14 protein-coding genes are annotated in these 18,656 nt (G+C 61.6%); 8 read left to right on the forward strand and 6 right to left on the reverse strand.

Annotated elements, in window-relative coordinates; genetic code table 11:
• Position 1 precedes the first annotated feature (1 nt).
• The gene (locus tag HZ994_01460; protein QTN31046.1) at positions 2 to 1,531 is read right to left on the reverse strand and encodes an arylsulfatase; all 1,530 of its coding nucleotides are present in this window, start codon (positions 1,529 to 1,531) and stop codon (positions 2 to 4) included.
• Between the two features lie 130 nt (positions 1,532 to 1,661).
• Between HZ994_01460 and HZ994_01465 the strand changes: the two genes are divergently transcribed.
• Complete coding sequence (locus HZ994_01465) at positions 1,662 to 2,774, forward strand: DEAD/DEAH box helicase (GenBank protein QTN31047.1); 1,113 nt, start codon at positions 1,662 to 1,664, stop codon at positions 2,772 to 2,774.
• 77 nt (positions 2,775 to 2,851) lie between these two features.
• Here HZ994_01465 and HZ994_01470 read toward each other — a convergent pair whose 3' ends face one another.
• The 4 genes from HZ994_01470 to HZ994_01485 form a co-directional block, all read right to left on the reverse strand.
• Positions 2,852 to 4,366 (reverse strand): arylsulfatase, encoded by a 1,515-nt coding sequence (locus HZ994_01470; GenBank protein QTN31048.1) that lies wholly within the window; start codon positions 4,364 to 4,366, stop codon positions 2,852 to 2,854.
• 75 nt (positions 4,367 to 4,441) lie between these two features.
• Positions 4,442 to 5,248, reverse strand: coding sequence for an anti-sigma factor (locus tag HZ994_01475; GenBank protein QTN31049.1), 807 nt, complete (start codon positions 5,246 to 5,248; stop codon positions 4,442 to 4,444).
• Entirely contained in the window at positions 5,245 to 5,835 is a 591-nt protein-coding gene (locus HZ994_01480) for a sigma-70 family RNA polymerase sigma factor (GenBank protein QTN31050.1), read from the reverse strand. The genes HZ994_01475 and HZ994_01480 overlap by 4 nt, the downstream gene beginning before the upstream one ends.
• Before the next feature lie 101 nt (positions 5,836 to 5,936).
• Positions 5,937 to 6,434 carry a fasciclin domain-containing protein gene (locus HZ994_01485; GenBank protein QTN31051.1) on the reverse strand — a complete coding sequence of 166 codons (498 nt, stop codon included), beginning with the start codon at positions 6,432 to 6,434 and terminating at the stop codon, positions 5,937 to 5,939.
• Between the two features lie 256 nt (positions 6,435 to 6,690).
• Here HZ994_01485 and HZ994_01490 point away from each other — a divergent pair, with 256 nt between their 5' ends.
• The 5 genes from HZ994_01490 (at position 6,691) to HZ994_01510 (ending at position 14,397) form a co-directional block, all read left to right on the forward strand.
• Positions 6,691 to 9,579, forward strand: a complete 2,889-nt coding sequence (locus tag HZ994_01490; protein QTN31052.1) for a hypothetical protein — start codon at positions 6,691 to 6,693, stop codon at positions 9,577 to 9,579.
• Entirely contained in the window at positions 9,576 to 10,295 is a 720-nt protein-coding gene (locus tag HZ994_01495) for an SGNH/GDSL hydrolase family protein (GenBank protein ID QTN31053.1), read from the forward strand. The genes HZ994_01490 and HZ994_01495 overlap by 4 nt, the downstream gene beginning before the upstream one ends.
• Before the next feature lie 4 nt (positions 10,296 to 10,299).
• Positions 10,300 to 11,289: a sialate O-acetylesterase gene (locus tag HZ994_01500; GenBank protein QTN31054.1), complete on the forward strand. Its 990-nt coding sequence runs from the start codon at positions 10,300 to 10,302 to the stop codon at positions 11,287 to 11,289.
• Between the two features lie 132 nt (positions 11,290 to 11,421).
• Positions 11,422 to 12,123, forward strand: coding sequence for a DUF1080 domain-containing protein (locus HZ994_01505; GenBank protein ID QTN31055.1), 702 nt, complete (start codon positions 11,422 to 11,424; stop codon positions 12,121 to 12,123).
• Between the two features lie 12 nt (positions 12,124 to 12,135).
• Positions 12,136 to 14,397: a c-type cytochrome gene (locus tag HZ994_01510; protein QTN31056.1), complete on the forward strand. Its 2,262-nt coding sequence runs from the start codon at positions 12,136 to 12,138 to the stop codon at positions 14,395 to 14,397.
• Between the two features lie 15 nt (positions 14,398 to 14,412).
• On the opposite strand, the gene HZ994_01515 is transcribed toward HZ994_01510, so the two are convergent.
• Complete coding sequence (locus HZ994_01515) at positions 14,413 to 15,600, reverse strand: substrate-binding domain-containing protein (GenBank protein ID QTN31057.1); 1,188 nt, start codon at positions 15,598 to 15,600, stop codon at positions 14,413 to 14,415.
• Positions 15,601 to 15,813: 213 nt separating this feature from the next.
• Here HZ994_01515 and HZ994_01520 point away from each other — a divergent pair, with 213 nt between their 5' ends.
• Together HZ994_01520 and HZ994_01525 are read left to right on the forward strand one after the other, a co-directional pair.
• Positions 15,814 to 17,229: a hypothetical protein gene (locus HZ994_01520; protein QTN31058.1), complete on the forward strand. Its 1,416-nt coding sequence runs from the start codon at positions 15,814 to 15,816 to the stop codon at positions 17,227 to 17,229.
• A 125-nt stretch (positions 17,230 to 17,354) separates the two neighbouring features.
• On the forward strand, positions 17,355 to 18,536 hold the full coding sequence (locus tag HZ994_01525) for an aminopeptidase P family protein (protein ID QTN31059.1): 1,182 nt from the start codon (positions 17,355 to 17,357) through the stop codon (positions 18,534 to 18,536).
• The last annotated feature ends 120 nt before the right edge of the window (positions 18,537 to 18,656 follow it).

The raw sequence follows: 18,656 nt of genomic DNA on the forward strand, positions 1-18,656 counted from the left end.
CTTAGGATCGTGTGCGCCCCGCAGCGATGATGGCATCGAGGCGTTCGATGAGTTGCTTTAGCATCTCCGGGTTCTCCTTGCTCACGTCCCTTTTCTCCGCGGGATCGTCGGGGAGGAAATAGAGGGTGTGCAGCGGGCCGGGGGCGGGGATGGGTTTCTTCGAGATCACCGCGGGTTGCTTGTAGGGGTTGGTGCGGCGGATCAGCTTCCAATCGCCGGAGCGGAGACCGTAATCGTTTTTCGCACCCTTGTTGCCGTTGTCCTGCTGGACGAGTTCGTCGCGTCCTGTGCCGTCGTTTTTGCCGAGCAGGGCGGAGAGGACGTCGATGCTGTCGAGACAGGCGTCGTCGGGGATCGTTGCTCCGGTCAAGGATGAGAAAGAGGCGGCGAGATCGATCGTGCAGACGATCTTGTCCGATGTTCCGGCGGGGATTTTCCCGGGCCATGAAGTGATGAACGGGGTGCGCGTGCCGCCCTCGAAGACCGTGTATTTCCCTCCGGTGTAGGGGCCGGCGGGTTCGTGATCGCCGAGTTGGGTGACCGAGCCGTCCTTGTAGCCATCGTCGAGCACCGGGCCATTGTCGGAGCAGAAGACCACCAGGGTGTTTTCGGTGAGCCCCAGCCGGCCGAGGGTTTTCACGATCTCGCCGACGCACCAGTCGAGTTCGAGGATCGCATCGCCGCGGAGGCCGGTACCGCTTTTCCCCTGGAAACGCTCGTGAGGCATGCGCGGCACGTGGTTGTCGTGCGAGGCGAAGAAAAGGAAGAAGGGTTTGTCCTTGTTCGCTTCCATGAAGGCGTTGGATTGCTCCACCCATTTGTCGGCGAGATCCTCGTCGCGGAAGCGCGCGGCGTGGCCGCCGGTGTAGAAGCCGATCCGCGAGATGCCGTTATGGATCGTGCCGTTGTGCCCGTGGGTCCAGTCCATTTTCAGATCGTCGCGGTGGCTCATGCCGGTCTTGTGGTCCGGCGAGGGGAGCTTGTCGCCGACCCAAAGGGGATCCTTGGGGTCGAGGTTGAGGACGTGGTGGTCTTTCACAAATACCTGAGGGACGCGGTCGTTGGTGGTGGGCAGCAGGAAGCAATGGTTGAAGCCGATCTCCAGCGGACCGGGTGCGAGCTTGCCGTTCCAGTCCGGTTTCGGATCGCCGAGGCCCAGGTGCCACTTGCCGATGACCGCCGTCTCATAGCCCACCTCCTTGAGGAGCGATGGCAGGGTGGTGGTACCGGGCTTGATGATGGCCGGGCCGTTCGGCGGCGCGATGCCCGTGCCCTTTGTGCGGAAGGCATAGGTTCCGGTGAGCATGGAATAGCGGGTGGGCGTGCAGGTGGAGGCGGAGCAGTAGCCGCTGGTGAAGCGCTGGCCTTCGGATGCGAGCTTGTCGATATGGGGTGTCTGGAAAACCTTCGCCCCGTAGCACGAGACGTCGCCATAGCCGAGGTCGTCGGCCATGATCACGATGATGTTGGGCTTCTCCGCGGAGTATGCGGTGAGTGTGGCGGCGAGGAGGAAAGGCAGGAGGGTTTTCATCGTGTTTTTTGGATCTTAGGGACTAACTCCGTCCCTGCAACCTGATATGCCGCCCCCGGTTGGATCCCACGCGAAGCACAAACGCGATATGGCTCGTCATTTTCGCCGCAGCATTCCAAGCTGCGCGGGCATGAGCGAATTTGGGAAATTGGGGATACCGGCGGATCTGGTGAAAGGCTTGCAGGAAATGGGTATCGTCACGCCGACGGAAGTGCAGGCAAAAGCCATCCCGTTTCTGATGAAGAACGGCGGGGACTTCTGCGCCCAGGCGCAAACGGGAACCGGCAAGACGGCGGCCTTCGGGTTGCCGCTGCTCACCAAGATCAATCCGAACAAGCCCGAGATCCAGGGGCTGGTGATCGCTCCGACCCGCGAGCTGGCCAAACAGATCGCCAAGCAGCTGTTCCGCTACACGAAATTTTCTGAAAGAATCTTCGTCGAGGCGCTCACCGGTGGAGAGCCGATGGATATTCAGATCGGCCGCCTGAAACGACCGACCCATATCGTTGTCGCCACTCCGGGAAGGCTGCTCGACCTGCTCAAGAAAAAGGCGTTGACCCTGGTGAATGTGAAACACCTCGTGCTCGACGAGGCGGATGAGATGCTGAGCATGGGATTCAAGAAAGACCTTGTCGCGATCTTCGGTCTGACACGCGGGCGGCGCAGCACCTGGTTGTTTTCCGCCACGTTTCCGGACTCCATCCATGCCCTCGTGAAAGGAGCGATGCCCGGCCAACCGGAGATGCTGACCATCGACAGGGCTCACGTGGTGAACCAGAACATCGATCACCGCTACGCCGTCTGCGGGAAAGATGAGAAGAACGATTTCCTCGCGGGATTCCTCGGCAGGCGCGGGGAGGAGAGGGGGCTGGTCTTTGTGAGGACGAAGGCGGGCGCGGTGGCGCTGGGGCGGCAGTTGGAGAAACTGGGTTTCCCCGTGGATGTGATCCAGGGGGATCTCTCCCAGCGCGAGCGCGACAAGGTGATGCGCGGCTTCAAGAACGGGCGCTCCCGCATCCTCATCGCCACGGATGTGGCCGCACGCGGGATCGATGTCGAGGGTCTTTCCTTTGTCATCCATTACCAGCTTCCCGAGGATTTCGACTACTACACCCATCGTAGCGGACGGACGGCAAGAGCGGGCAAAAAAGGGACTTCCATCGCACTGATCGATCCGAGGGAAAGGAAGAAGATCGGAAAATTCGAGGAGGCGCTGGGTGTCACCTTCAGCGAAATGGGCTGAAGCTGCGGGAGGCTTTGGCCGCCGCACCCACCGTGCCGCCGGGAATGTGGATGGTCTTTGTCATTGCCTTGTGGCGGTCAGAAGCTCCGTCCCGCCTCGCGGGCTTTCTCTAGGAGTTTTTTCAGCTCTGCTGCCTTTTCGGGGAATTTCGCCGCGAGGTTGGTGGTTTCGCCGGGGTCTTCGGCGAGGTTGTAGAGTTGGCCGGGGGCATCGGGCGCGATGTCCGGGAGGATCAGCTTCCCCAGATCCGGGCTCCGCTCGTAGTTGTTCCCGCCGGAGCCCTTGTGGTCCAGGTATTTCCAGTCGCCCCTGCGGATGGCGAGTTCGAGCGTCCATGTCTGGTGGATGGTGAAATCGCGGACGGGTTCCGCGCCGCCTTCCAGCAGGGGCAGGATGCTGGCGCTGTCCTCTCCGGATGCCTGGATGGCCTTGTGGCCGGTGATTTCCACAGCGGTGGCGAAAATGTCGGTGAGGCAGATGGTTGCCGCGCAGGTTTTCCCGGCGGGGGAGACGGCGGGCCAGCGGGCGATGAAGGGGACGCGGTGGCCGCCTTCCCAGTTGTCCCGCTTGAGCCCGCGCCATGGCCGGGCGCCGTCGTGGCCGTGGAGTTCGCGCATGTTAAGCACCGTTCCTACCTCAGGGCCGTTGTCGCTGGTGACGATGACGAGCGTGTTCTCCGCGATACCGAGGCGGTCCAGCGTTTCCATCAGCGTTCCTACGTTCGAATCGAACTGCGCGATGAAATCCCCGTGCGGCCCGGCCTGGGTGGTGCCTTTGTATTTTTCCGCAGGGAAGGAGGGAAGGTGGACGGCTTGGGCAGAGTGCATCAGGAAAAACGGTTTGTCCGGTGCCTCGCGTCGGTGTCTTTCGAGGAAGGCGACGCTTTTTTCCAGGAACACCTCATCCACTTCCTCCAGGTCGAAGTTCGGGGCGATCAGTCCCTGGCGGCAGTCGAAGGACCATTCGTGCTTCGGCACGGAGGTGGGGTCGAGGAGCTTGGTGGGAGGCAAGGGGATGCGGTCGCCATCGATGTAGGCATAGAGCCAGTCGGTGGTGGGGCAGGAGGCGGTGCCGAAAAACTCATCGAAGCCGCGCTTCGTCGGCCCGTCGCTGATGGGGCGGGCGTAGTCGATGCGTCTCACGGGCTCGAGACCGTCCTTGCGGATGGGTTTCCCATCGGAATCGTAAAACGTGAGGCCGATGTGCCATTTCCCGAACAGGGCGGTGCGGTAGCCGTGTTCGCGGAGGATTCCGGGAAGGGTGGGGCGGCCTTCCTCGATCAGGCATGGTCCGCCGGCGCCGGTGAAGACACCGCGATAGGGGATGCGGAAGGCCATGCGCCCTGTCATGATGCTGTAGCGCGAGGGCGTGCAAACGGTGGAGGGGCTGTGGGCGTCGGTGAATTTCAATCCCCCGGCAGCGAGCCGGTCGAGGTTGGGTGTGGGGACTTTCGATTCGGGGTTGTAGCAGGAGACATCGCCGTAGCCGAGGTCGTCCGCGAGGATGAGCAGGATGTTGGGATGGGGGGCGGCTTGCAGGGCGGGTGAGAGGGTGCTGAGAAGCGTGGTCGTGAGGGCAATGTGCAGATTCATGATGTTCCCGGGATATCGGATCGGGTAGATCCTGGTCTCTTTTCAGAGAGCCTGCAACAATCTCATCTCAGAGCATCAAAAGCTTTTGGCAAGGGCGACGACGATTTCCTGCTTGGAGACTACGACACCGCCCGGCTGTTCGAGCGTGATCACGAAGGCCTGGGGCTTGTTCACCGGGAGGGGGTTGCGGATCGGGATCACGGCGGCGCTTTTCCCGGCTGGGATGTCGAACACGCCGCCATCGACGGGCTTTTCGTCCCTTGCCGGATCGACGATCCATAGCTGGTATTGGTTCCTGGAAGGATCGTTGGGAGGAAGCGAGGCAAGGGTCATGTAGCCTTCCTGCAGGCTGTCGCTCCAGACGACTTTTCCTGACATCCCGGCGTAGTTTTCCGTGCCTCCGAATTCCGACTCGATGAGGTCGCCTGCTTTTGTGAAAAGCAGTTCGCGGGATTTTTCAGGTGAAATCGGGTTGTTGGTGATGGGAGTCGCACCGGCGGGAACAGGCGGCTTGGCGATGAAGTTGGCGACGAGGAACATCGCGAACAGCGCAGCCATTCCCCATGCAGCCTGGGGCGATTGGTAGAGCCGCTTCCACAGCGGGAAATGGATAGCTGCCGGAGCGCCGCCTGGCTGCTGTGCGGTGAATTTCCCCATGCTATTCCTGACGGTATCCGCGATCCCCGCAGGGATCGCTTCGGTCTTTGCTTGGGCGAACTCGGCCTCGATGGCTGCCGCAGCCAGCTCCAAGGAAAGGTCGGGGGCGAAGCCGTGTGCTTTGGAAAGCTCATCCCACTCCCTGCTTTCCTCCGGGCTGAGATCCCCGAGGATGCGCCCGGCCTCCAGTTCCTCGAAGCGATCCTGAATGTCCCTTTGGCTCATGGCGCGGCGGTGGTTGATGGGTTGGCTCCGTCGATTCGGCGCAGGTGGTTTCGCACTTCGATCAGGCCGCGGCGGAGGCGCGTCTTCACGGTGCCCAGCGGCAGGCCGGTCTCCTCGACGATCTCGGGATGGCTCATGCCCTGCTCGAAATGCAGGGAGAAGATCCGTTGGGTTTCATCGGGCAGGATCTGCAGGGCTGCTCTCACTTGGAGGCCATCACAGCGGATTGCCGACGAGGAATCGATGAAAGAATGCGGGATCTCGACGATTTCCGGAAACGGCTCGAAGCGGGGCGACCTGTTTTCCCTGCGTGCGAAATCGATGCAGCGGCGCCTGGCAAGAAGTCCGATGAAGGTGCATTCCGTGGCGATGGACGGATCATAGCGTTTCGCCGATTTCCAGATGTCGGTGAATGTTTCCTGAACCGCATCCTCTGCAGAACTCCGGTTTTTCACGTAACGCAGCGCGATGCTCCAGACCAGGTTCCCGTATCGTTTGATGCAATGTTCCATGGCGCTCTCCACACCCAGGGCGACCTGCCCCAGGATTTGGTTCTCTTCTGGATTGTTCTCGGCTTGATCCGTCACTGCGGCGGCAAGCTAGGTCTCAAAAAGGGTTTGTCCACCCCTCGGCCCGATCTTTTTCGAAGGGCTCGTGAGGTGGACGGTTCTTGGTTTTCCAAGGGGGATTATTCGGCGGGCGGGAGGATCACGGCGTCGATGACGTGGATGACTCCGTTGGAGCATTCGATGTCAGCCGTCGCCACCTTTGCGCTGCCGTTCAGGGTCAGGGTTCCGTCCACCACCTTGAGGGCGATGTCCTTCTTGTTGACCGCCGTCGCCTTATCGAGGGTGACCGCCGTCTTCGCCATGACCTTGCCGGATACGACGTGGTAGGTGAGGATGTCGGCCAGCTTGGCCTTGTTTTCCGGCTTGAGGAGTTCCTCCACGGTTCCTTCTGGGAGTTTCGCGAAGGCCTCGTCCGTTGGTGCGAACACGGTGAAGGGGCCATCTCCCTTCAGCGTATCAACGAGTCCGGCAGCGCCAAGTGCGGCTGCCAGGGTCTTGAAGGAACCCGCTGCCACGGCGGTATCGACGATGTCTTTCTTGTCCGCCTTGTGGTGTTCCGCCGAGGCGAAGCTTGCTAGGGCCATGACGCTGAGGATTGAGGTAACGATTGTTTTCATATCTTTGTTTTTGGTTTGGTTGGTTCTGCGAACCCGTTGCAGGTTCGAACATGTCTTCGCCGCATCCTTGAAAACGGATTCAGAAATCGTGATTTTTTTTCCGGAGCCCGTTTCCTCGCGGAATCGGGAAGCTGGCTGACTGGCGGGCAAAAGCGTTCTTTTGGCGCAATGGGGCTGATAAGGATGTCTTGCCCTCCGGGTAGAATTTCCTATCACCCGCCCGCCCGCGTGTCTTGAATACCAAAAACCACAAGCAATGATGAAATTCGCAGTTTTCGCACTCGCCCTCTTTTCGGTCCCTCTATGCTCCCATGCCGCGGAACGGCGGCTGCTCCCCCTCGGCACCCCGTTCGCCGACGGTGCGATTCTCCAGCGGGAGATGGAAGTCCCCGTCTGGGGATGGTCGGAGCCGGGCGCGAAAGTGACAGTGGAGTTCGCCGGGCAGAAAAAGGAGGCCACGGCGGGCGAAAACGGCAAATGGATGCTTGCGCTCGATCCTCTCAAGGCGAGTGCCGAGCCGGCCGAGATGAGGATTTCCGGAGGCGGCGGGTCGGCGATCACGCTGAAAGACATCCTAGTCGGCGAGGTCTGGATGGCATCCGGCCAGTCGAACATGCAGTGGCTCGCCTCGAAGTGCGATGTCGGCCAGGTGTTGCAGAAACAGATCGCGGAACGTGTGGAGGCCGGGGAGGAGAAACCGCCGGTGATCCGCGAGGGCAAGGTCACGGATTACTTCGCCACCCTGCATCCCATCGAGCACGCCTCCGGCGAGTGGATCTCCGATGCAGGGAACATGAGCGCCGTGGCGTTCGCCTTCGCCTACCGGTTGCACCGCGAACTGGGTGTCCCCATCGGCATCCTGAACTGCTCGTTCAGCCAGACCGCCATCCAGGCATGGACCCCGCGCGAGGGCTTTGCGGAGGGCGAGGACGAGTACACCAAGGCGATTTACCAAAAGATCCTCGAGACCGACCCCGCAAGCCCCGAGCACAAGGCGGCATGGGAGAAATTCTACCAAGGCATTGAGGGTACCCTTGCGGAGAACAAGCAGCTGGTGGCTGCCGGAAAGGCGGCGAAGGACATATCCACCAAGACCCCTGGCAACATGTCAGGCAACCGGGATGCGACCTGGCTTTTCAACGCCCGCCTCAACCCGATGATCCCCTACGCGATCAAGGGCTGCATCTGGAACCAAGGCTACGCGAACATGGGAGAGGGGCTGGTCTACTACAACAACCTCCACAGCATGATACGCGGCTGGCGCCAGCTATGGGGCCGGCCCGAGCTGCCGGTGTATTTCCACCAGTTCTACTGCCCCAACCAGAATGAATGGGATTTCAGCCCGAGCATAGGCAGCACCGCCGAGATGCGCATGGGCACCTGGCTGGCACGCGATATCCCACACACCGGCATGGCCAGCCAGATCGACATCACCGGCGCGATCCACTACGCCAACAAGACCCTGCCCGGCCAGCGCCTCGCGCTCCATGCCCTGAAAAACCAATACGGCAAGGATGTCGCCGCCGATGGCCCGATGTTCAAATCCTATGAGGCCGATGGCGACAAGGTGATCGTTACCCTGGAGAATGCGGACGGCCTGCAAGTCGCGGAAACCGCGACGAACAGCAAGTCCGGCCTCGCGATCCCGACCGTCATCCCCAATGGCGAGGCCCAGGTGAAACTTTTCCACCTCGCCGGCGAAGACCGTGTCTGGCATCCGGCCACTGCGAGGATCGATGGCGAAAAGGTCGTCGTCACATCGCCCGCCGTGAAATCCCCGCGCGGCGTTTCCTACGCCACCGGCGGTGTCGGCAACCAGCCCAACCTTTACAACAAGCATTTGCTCCCGACCACACCGTTCATCCAATACGACAACAAGCTCGTCACCAGCGAGACCTGGCCGGACAACCCGATCAAGGTCGCCGGGGTCGTGCCGGATCCGAACGCGGGAGGGCTGAAGGAGGAATACCGCAAGATGCCCATCTGCAGCACGCAGTTCCGGGAAAACGCCGTCTTGCAGGCCGACAAGCCGCTGGTCATCTGGGGCTCCGCCGTCCACGACTGGGGCTATGAAGCCAAGGGCGAGGCGCTCATCCATTTCAGCTTCGCAGGAACCGAGAAAACCATCCCGGTGACACCGGGCATGAGGGAGTGGAGCGTGACCCTGCCGGCCATGAAGGCCAGCGCCGAGCCGAAGACGCTCAAGGTCAGCCTCACCATCGACGGCGAACTCGCCCGCGAGCACATCGCCAACGGCATCGTCATCGGCGATGTATGGTATGTCGGGGCGCCCGCCGATTTGCCGAAATTCGCCGATCCCGGCAAGCCCTCCGGCATCGTCCGCATGATGACGAGAAAGGCCAAGGGCTCCTCCTTCGAGCGTCCGCGCCGCTTCAGCGTGGCAACCTCGACCACGCCCGCGCCGGACAACCGCTTCGCCTCCTACTGGGAGGACGCCACCGGGGCGGCCGCGGCGATCGGGGCGAAGCTTTCCTCCGGGGCGGATCGCCCGGTCGGGATCATCTTCATGCAGACTGGCAAGAACAAGGGCGAGCCGGACGCGCCGCTCAAGGAATGGATCGCAGCCGATTGCCTCGATATGGGGCCGAGCCTGATGGACGATTACAGGGAGCTGGCCGGAGTCCGCCCCGGCAACGAATTCTTCGATGCGAACGTCCGCCGCTACATCGCGGAGTGGAAAAAGTATTGGGCGGAGTATGTGCCGGAAATGATCGCCACCAAGCGCGTGCCGGACGGCGTGCCGTGGGGCAGCTATCCGCAGCTCGCCTCCTCGATCACCACCAAGGCCTCGCAGACACACAACGTCCTGGTGGAATCCTTCCAGCCGGCAACCATCAAGGGTGCCATTTTCATCAGCAGCCCGGATCTGGCATCGGCGGAGAACGCCGCCGTGTTCGGCGAGCAGATGGGCGCGCTGGCGAACAGCTGGAAGAAGCGTTTCGGCGGGGATGATTTCCCTTTCCTCTACACCATGCCCGCGAAATCCCTCGCGCCGGGAATCAGCAAGCCGGATGCGATCAAGGGAGCTTCCGGAGTCGCGGAGATCAGCGCATGGGATGATCCCGGCGCGATACTCGGTCTCGCGGAGCGCGCCGCAACCCTCATGGGAGGGAACAGGCAATGAACCGTTCCATCGTCACCGCCTTTGCCGCCGCCTGCCTTGGCCTCTCCAATGCGCCGGCCGCACCCGACGCCGCCACCGCGCCCGCAGACGATCCGAAGCTGCCGCGCGTGCTCGTCATCGGCGACTCGATCAGCATGAACTACCACGAGGCGGCGAAGGAAGCGCTCAAGGGCATCGCCAACTACCATCGCATCGAGGGGAACTCCTTCACCAGCGTCCACGGCGTGGAAAATGCCGAGCTGTGGCTCGGAAATTACAAGGCCAAGGGCGGCCACTGGGATATCATCCAGTTCAACCACGGACTCCACGATCTCAAGCAGGCCTATGACAAGGCCAGCGACAGCTTCGGCGATTATGCCGTCTCCAAGGAGCTTTACAAAGAGAGCCTGGAAAAGGAGATCGCGATCCTGAGGAAGACCGGAGCGAAGCTGATCTGGTGCAGCACCACGCCGGTGCAGACGGATATGAAAGGCCGGTATGCGCGGCGCAAGGGTGCGGCGAAGGAGTTCAACGAGGCCGCGCTGGAGGTGATGAAACGCCACCCCGACATCCTCATCAACGATCTCCACTCACTTGTTAGCGAAGCCTTCGTATTCGGCGATTGGTGGAAAACCACCGATGTGCATTTCTATAAACCCGAAGAGCAGCAGGCGCTCGGGAAGGCAGTTGCCGCCGCAGTCAAAAAAGCCCTGTCAGAAAAATCACCTGAAGAATAAGACCATGAGAACCCTATCGAAATGGAATGCATTCATTTTCCTCGCCGCGCTCCTCGCGCTGCCTCACGCCCATGCCAAGCCCGTCCCGGCCAACGGCAAGCTCAAGGTCTTCATCCTCGCGGGCCAGTCGAACATGGTCGGCTTCGGCCAGGTGAAAGGCAGCCCCGGAACCATGGAGTCCTACCTGAAAACCAATCCCAAGGACTACGGCAAGCTCGTCGATGAGTCCGGTAATCCGGTCGTCCGCGACGATGTCTGGATCGTCAATCTCTCCGATGCCGCCAACGTACAGAAGGGTTGGCTCACCACAGGCTACGGTGCCGCCGGCGGTCACATCGGGCCGGAATACGGCTTCGGCTTCGTGATGGGAGACCACTACGAGGATCCCGTCCTGCTCATCAAATCCGCCTGGGGCGGGCGCTCCTTGAAGCATAATTTCCTCTCCCCAAGCTCCGCGGATTACCCGAAGCCGGAAAAGGACGGCGACATGGGCTTTCATTACGCCGAAGTCCTTCGCCATGTGAAGGAGATCACAGGGGACGTGAAAAAGCATTTCCCGGACTACGATGGCAAGGGCTACGAGATTGTCGGGTTCGGCTGGCACCAGGGATGGAACGACCGCATCGATCAAGGCGCCGTCGATGCCTACGAGGCGAACCTCACAAACTTCGTCAAGGACATCAGGAAAGATCTCGGCATCGCGGATCTCCCTTTCGTAATCGCGAACACCGGCATGGGCGGATGGGACATCCCGGTCCGCTACAAGGCCAAGGTCGAGAAACTCATGGAGGCCCAGCTCGCACTCGCCGATCCGGAAAAACATCCCGAGTTCAAGGGCACGGTCGCCGGGGTCGAGACCCGGGACTTCCAGAGAACGCGCGAGGAATCGCCCTCCGGCCAGGACTTCCACTGGATGCGAAACTGGGAGACCCTCTACCTCATCGGGAAAACGATGGGCGATAAGATGGTAGGGCTTTTGGCCGCAGAGAAATGACGGGCGGTGCCGTACGGGTGGTGCGTCGGCAGGGGCGTTTCGATGCAACTGCCGTGTGGGGGCGGCGTGCGGTGAACTTGTTTCCGGGAAGGCTTGAGATCCGGCGTGGGGTGGGCTAGGGATTCCCCTGCCATGAGTATTTCGCCGTGCCTGCTTTTTCCCGCGTTCCTAAGCGTCGCCCTTTCCCATGCGGCGCCGACGACGAAGGGGATCATCGTCCCTGCGAAGGCGGAGCGCCCGGCGGATGCGGTGGTGCTGGTGGGGGAGAAGGGCTATGACTTGGTGCCGGACGGGGTGGGGCCGAACAGGTGGGAGTTCAAGGACGGGGTGCTGACGGCGACGCCGCTGTGGGACAGCCTGCTGACGAAGGACAAGTACCGGGATTTCCGGATGCACGTGGAGTTCAACGTGAACGACAAAGGGGGAGCTAAGACTGAGGAGGGGAACGGGAACTCGGGGATCTACATCCAGGAGCGCTACGAGATCCAGATCCACAATTCGCACGGGATCGCGGAGCAGGATTTCAAGCCGAGCTTCTGCGGAAGCATCTACAAGCAGAAGAAGCCCGACAAGCTGGTGAGCAAGCCGGCCGGGGAGTGGCAGACCTATGACATCGCCTTCCGCGCGGCGCGTTTCGACGGGGAGAGGAAGACCGAGGATGCGCGCATCACGGTCTATCACAACGGCGTGCTGATCCACGACGACTACGCCCTCACCAGGCAGACCGGTGTCGGCAAGAAAGAGGGGCCGGAGCCGGGGCTGATCAAGCTGCAGGGGCACAACAACCCGGTGAAGTTCCGCAATGTGTGGATCCAGCCGCTCGAACTCGACTGAACCTTTCTTCCCATGATCCCCAGGATACTTGCGCTTGCCATCATCCCCTGCCTCGCCGCATCCGCGCAGAAAAAGGGCTACACCTATGTGATCCCGTTCGATGAGATCCCGCCCGCCCCGGCGCTGTCTCCGGGCGATGCGCTGAAATCCTTCGAACTCCTCGGGGATTTTGAAATCGAAGTCGCGGCGAGCGATCCGCAGATCGGCAACCCGCTGCAAGTCCAGTTCGATGGGGACGGGCGGATGTGGGTTGTGGAAATGCGCGCCTACATGCCGAACGCGAACGCGGATGGCGAGGAGGAGCCGATAGGCCGGATCTCGATCCTCACGGATGCGGATGGGGATGGCTTTTTCGAGGACTACCAGGTTTTCATGGACGGCCTGAACCAGCCGCGCTCCATCGCCTTTTACGGGGACGGCATCCTCTACGCGGGTCACGACGCCCTCAGCTTTGTGGAAAACGCGGGCGACAAGGCCGGGAAAATGACGCTCATCGATGCGGACTACGCGGGGAAGGGCAATGTCGAGCACCGAGCCAACGGCCTGATGCGCGGGCTGGACAACTGGATCTACAACGTGAAATCGGACGCCCGCTACCGGGAGATCGCCGGGAAGTGGGTGAAGGACACCACCGATTTCCGGGGCCAGTGGGGGATCTCGCAGACAAATTACGGTCGCATCGCCTACAACGAGAACTGGTTCGGGATGAAGGCGGACCAGCTCCTGCCCAACCTGCTGCGCCGCAACCCGAATCATCCGAAACCTTTCGGGAACGCGGCGAACATCGCCTACCGCGAGAAGCTTTTCCCGGCGCGCGTCACCCCCGGGGTGAACCGGGGCGGGGAAGGGGACATCGATGAGAAAGGATACCTGAAAGCCTCCACGGCGTCCTGCGGGCCGGTGATCTATCGGGGTGACCAGTTCCCGCCGGAGTGGCGGGACACCGCGTTTTTCTGCGAGCCGGCGGCGAACCTCGTTCGGGTGATCAAGGTTGCGGAAAAGGACGGGCTGCTCAGCGGCAGCCTGCCGCTGGTGGATAGGGAGTTCCTTGCATCGACCGATGAGCGCTTCCGCCCGGTGAACCTTTCCAACGCGCCGGACGGCACGCTCTTTGCCGTGGATCTCTACCACGGGATCGTCCAGCACAAGGCCTACCTGACGCCCTACCTGCGCGAGCACATCGCCCACAGGAACCTGGAGAGCGATCCGCAGCTCGGGCGCATCTACCGGATCAAGGCCAAGGGCAGGCCGCTCGGCGAGGTGCCGAAGATGCTGGGGAAAAAGGCGGTGGAACTTGTCCCATTTCTCGCTGATGCGAACGGCTGGACCCGCGACACCGCGCAGCAGCTCATCATCGACAGCGGCGATGCCAGCGTGATCCCCGCCCTCAACAGGATGGCCGGGCAGTCGTCGGAGCCGCTGGGAAGGATCCATGCGCTGTGGGCGCTTGAGGGCCTGGATGCGGTGAACGCCGAGGCGATCGCCGCGGCGTTGCGCTCCGAGGATGAGCATGTGCTGGAGATGGCGGTCCGGCTTTCCGAAAACCTTACGGAAGCGGATAGGCATAAGGTGTTTCCCTTGATCCAAAGCCTTGGCACCCGCCCGGAGCTTGTCGTCCGCAGGCAGCTTGCCGCAAGCCTCGGGAAATTTCCCGGTGATGAGCCGTTGCTGCTTCTGAAGGAAATCCTCACCGGAAACATCGATCAGCCCTTTTTCCGTGAGGCGGCGATCAACGGCCTGGCCGGAAGGGAGGGTCGTTTCCAGGAGATCCTCGGCAAGGATTTCAAGGACGCGAAATTCATGGAGCACCTGACGGAATGCCTGCGCCCCAAGACCTCGGCGGCGGCTTACAAATTGCCGCGGGACAAGGCGCACCTCGATGCGTTCAGGCGAGGCGAGGAACTCTACGTTGCCAACTGCATGGCCTGCCACGGTGCGGACGGCACGGGCATGGAGCAGATCGGGCCGCCGCTTGCCGGATCCGAGTGGGTCACGGGCTCGCCGGCGCGGCTCGCCGCGATCCTGCTGCAGGGCATGCAGGGGCCGGTGAGAGTGGCCGGGAAACTCTATAACCCGCCCTCGGAGATGCCCGGCTTCAAGCTCAACACAGCCATCACCGACAAGCATCTCGCGGATATCGCCACCTTCGTCCGCTTCGCCTGGGACAACGGCAGGGATGCCGTGAACCCTGAGGCCATCTCCGGTGTGCGCAAGGGGCTGGAGGATCGCGCGACCTCGTTCACGGCGGAGGAATTGGAAAAGCGCTTCCGCTAGATCCCGCCCGGGCGCTCAGGCCTCCGGGAGCATCTTCTGCCGCTCCTCGCGGAACCGGCTCGGGGTGATGCCCTCCACGCGGGTGAAGACCTTGTAGAAGTGGTCGGCGTTGCGGAAGCCCGCGTCCGTGGCGATGTATTTGAGGGGGGCGTCCGTTTCCACGATGCGTCTTTTCGCCCGTTCCAGGCGCAGGCGGGTGATCTCGTCCGCGATGGTCCTGCCTATCGATTCGCGGAACCGGCGCTCCAGCGAGCGGCGGTTGGTGGCGACGGCGCAGACGACTTCCTTCACCTCGATGCGCTCGTGGCTGTTTTCCGCGATGAAGCGAAGTGCGCGGCTGACCATGGGATCGCTCGCCGCGAAGACATCGGTCGATTGGCGCGGCACCAGCTCCGAGGGGGCGACGAGGATGGGCTTCCCGGGTGCTTTGCCGCCCGCCATCAGGTCGTCCAGGAGCTTGGCGGCCAGATAGCCGACCCTTGAGTAGCTGATGTCGATGCTTGTCAGCGTCGGTGCCGGAGCCTCGCAGATGATGGCCTCGTTGCCGCAACCGACGATGGCGACATCCTGGGAGACGTAGAGCCCCTTCGCACGGCATACATCGATGAGATAACGGCAATAGAGATCCTGGGTCACGAAGATCCCTATGGGGGTTTTCCAGGAATCGATCCATGCCTCGAGGCGCGAGATGAACGGCTCCCATGCCGGTGCGGTTCCTTCCAGGTTCGCCCGGGAGCACCGGAGCTGGGTGCAGCCCATTCCCTCCTTGCGGATCGCATCGCTGAAGCCCAGCCACTGGTTCCCTGTGTCAACATCCCTCTGGAATCCCAGGAAACCGAAATTCCTGAAACCTCGGCCCAGCAGGTGCTCGGCGGCGAGCTTGCCCGATGCTCGGGTATCGGGGAATACGTTCGGTATGTTTTTCACGGGCGAGTTCATCCAGACATTGACGATGGGCACGCCGGAATCCATCGCGGCCTCGGCCAGCACGGTGCCCGCCCTTGCGATGATGCCGTCGAAGGCGTTGGCTCCGCCCTTGGCTTTGAGGATGCGCTCGGGCGCGGGGTGGATGAAGCAGTCCCAGCCCGCCTCCTCGGCATAGGCATGGCAGCCCGCATAGGTGTCCTGGTGGCGCCGGAAGCCCCAATCCATGTCCAGCGTGATGGCGACACGGCGCCTTGGTGATTTTTCCTTTTCCTTCATATCAGGGGTTGTGCGGGATGATGACCCATGTTGCGGGGGCATCATGACGCCCCCATTCCACTGGGCAAGGTCGGACTGCCGGAAATTGGCGAAGGTTTCCCGCTAATCCGCGCTTCCGAAAACCCTGTCGGAGAAGATGGGCATTGAACGCTCCGAACCGCTGTTCATTCTCCTGCGCACAGGTTTGCGGGATTTTTGCACCAGGGAAAAAACATGCCACATCGAGAAACACACATCGTTGAACGGGAGACGGCAGCCGCCGCGCCCGTGGAGATCAGCCCCGCTTTCATCGATTCCCTCCGGGAGGGCTACCGGATGGATGCGGCGGACCGTGCGCGCCACAACGCGGTTTCGGGCGGCGACATCAATTCGCTCGCGCTCAACAGGGAGATACTCCGCGGGGATGACGGGCACTTCAGCCACCGCATCCGGACGAAGGGCATCACCCACCAGAAAAGCTCAGGCCGCTGCTGGATGTTCGCCGCGCTCAACACCCTGCGCCCGAGGGTGATACGCGACCTGCGAGTGGCCGAATTCGAGTTTTCCGCCGCCTACCTCCAGTTCTGGGACAAGATGGAGCGGGCGAACCTCTACATCGAGGCGGTCATCGCCAGGCGCGGCAGCGATTTCACGGACCGGGAATGGGATACGATGAACCGCGGCACGCTAGAGGACGGCGGTTGGTGGAACTATGTTGCCGGACTGATAAGGAAATACGGTGTCGTCCCCCAATCCGCGATGCCGGAGACCCACGGCAGCTCCAACACCGCGGTGCTCAACGAGGTCTTCGGCAGGCTAGTCCGCTCAAGGTCTGTCCGCATCCTTCGCCGCCATGCCGATGGCGCAACAGAAGCTGAGCTGCGCTCCATGAAGGCGGACGCGCTGCGGGAGGTTTACCGATTCCTGGTCATCAATCTCGGCCAGCCTCCCGTCGAGTTCGGCTGGCGCTTCAAAAAGGAATGCAATCCCGGCAAGGACCGCGTGGAAGGCGTGGAGGAGAGGGATCTTTCGGAAACGGAGCGCTTCACCCCGAAGTCGTTCTTCGACAGGTTTGTCGGCCGCCCGCTGGACGGCTATGTCTGCCTGTACCACGACCCGAAGTGCACACCGGGCGGGCACTACGAATTCCAGGGCGCGAACAACATAGTCGGCAACCGCGACATGGACTTCGTCAACATCGGGATGGATCAGATGAAAGCCATCGCGATTGCCTCGATCAAGGCGGACGAGCCGATGTGGTTCGCGGTGAACATGGGCTTCGACCAATCGGACAAGCTCGGCATCATGCACGATAAGCTCTACGATTATGAAAGCCTATTCGGCCTGGACCTGTCGCTGGGAAAGGCGGACAGGGCGCGCTTCCATTCCATGGCCTCCAACCATGCGATGACCCTGATGGGCGTCGATCTTGATCCTCAGGGCCGCCCGGTCAAGTGGCTGGTGGAGAACAGCTGGGGCGGGGAAAAGGGGGCAAAAGGATGGTGGACGATCTACGACCCTTGGTTTGACGAGCATGTCTATACCGTCATCGTCCACCGCAGCTACGTGCCGGAGGAAATCCTGGGAGCCTTCGCGCAGGAGGCCACTGCGCTTCCGGCTTGGTATCCGGGTGCGGGCGGCTGCCTGTGATGCGTTATTGTCCGGGGATTTGGCTTTTTCTTGCCTTGGGTTGGCACCTGATAGAGTCTCGTCCCCGAAGGCGCCGGTGTCGCTCTCGACAAAAGTTTCCATAGATTTCAAAGAACAAGCATTACATGTCCAAAGCCAAGACCACCGCACGCAAGAAACCCAGTGGCAAAGCGCCCTCCATCCTCTTCCACGCGGATGCATCGGATCCAGACATGCTGTATTTCAGCCGCTTCAGCGCATTCGATCCATATCTTGCCTTTTCGTATGGTGGGAAAAAGATCGGCCTTTCCAGCAGCATGGAATACGGCCGCATGAAGGGCGAGTCAGACTTCGACGAGGTGCTCCTTCTCCCGGAAATCCAGAAGGCCGCAGCCAAGCGCTTCAAGTTGGCCGAAGGGAAAAAACCGGATGATGTGCAGCTTGTCCGCCATCTTGCTGAGGCCTACGGGATCGGTGAGTTCCGCGTGAGCCCGCGCTTTCCCGCCGGGCTTGCCTTCCAGCTTGCGGATGCCGGACTGAAAATCTCGCCAGACATGGACGGCGGGCTTTTTCCCGAGCGTGTTGTGAAATCCGCCCCCGAAGTCGAGGCGCTGCGCAAGGGCAACGAGGCCAGCGCCGCCGGCTTCCGCGCTGTCAGAAAGGCTCTTGCAGAATCGATCATCAAGGGCGACACGCTCATCCATCAGGGCAGGGTTCTGACCTCGGAACGCTTGCGCGAACTCATCAGCCTGGCCGCCTTGGAAAAGGATGCCATTGCGCTCCACACCATCGCCGCAGGCGGCGACCAGGCCTGCGATTGCCACAATGCCGGCTCCGGGCCGATCCGTCCCAATGAACTCATCGTGGTGGACATTTTCCCGCGCCGCCCCGAGGACGGTTATTGGGGTGACATGACGCGGACTTTCCTCAAGGGCAAGGCCAGCGACGCGCAGAAGAAACTCGTCCGCACCGTGAAGAAAGCACACGAGCTTGGCATCGCGCTGTCCAAGCCCGGTGCCATCGGTGGCAAGGTGCAGGACGCGGTGCAGGATTTTTTCGCAAAGGAAGGTTACAAGTCCGTACGCGACACGGCGGAGCCGGAGGGCTTTTTCCACGGCCTCGGCCACGGCATCGGGCTTGAGGTGCACGAGCCCCCCTTCATGCGCCATGGAGCGGACTGGAAATTCAAGGCAGGCATGGTCGTCACGATCGAGCCGGGGCTCTATTACAAGGGGCTGGGCGGCTGCCGCATCGAGGACATGATCCACATCACCCCTGGCGGCAACGAGATGATCTCCAAGGCTCCTTATACCTGGGAGATCAAGTGATTCCCGTAGCCGGAACATCCGGGGCTCAACTCATGACGGCCAATGAATCGGCGTTCAGCCGGCAACCCAGAACCTTATCGGATCCCACTCGCCAAAAGTTGGAGAAATTGCATTTTGACT

The organism is Akkermansiaceae bacterium, assembly GCA_017798145.1.
Classification (GTDB): domain Bacteria; phylum Verrucomicrobiota; class Verrucomicrobiia; order Verrucomicrobiales; family Akkermansiaceae; genus Luteolibacter.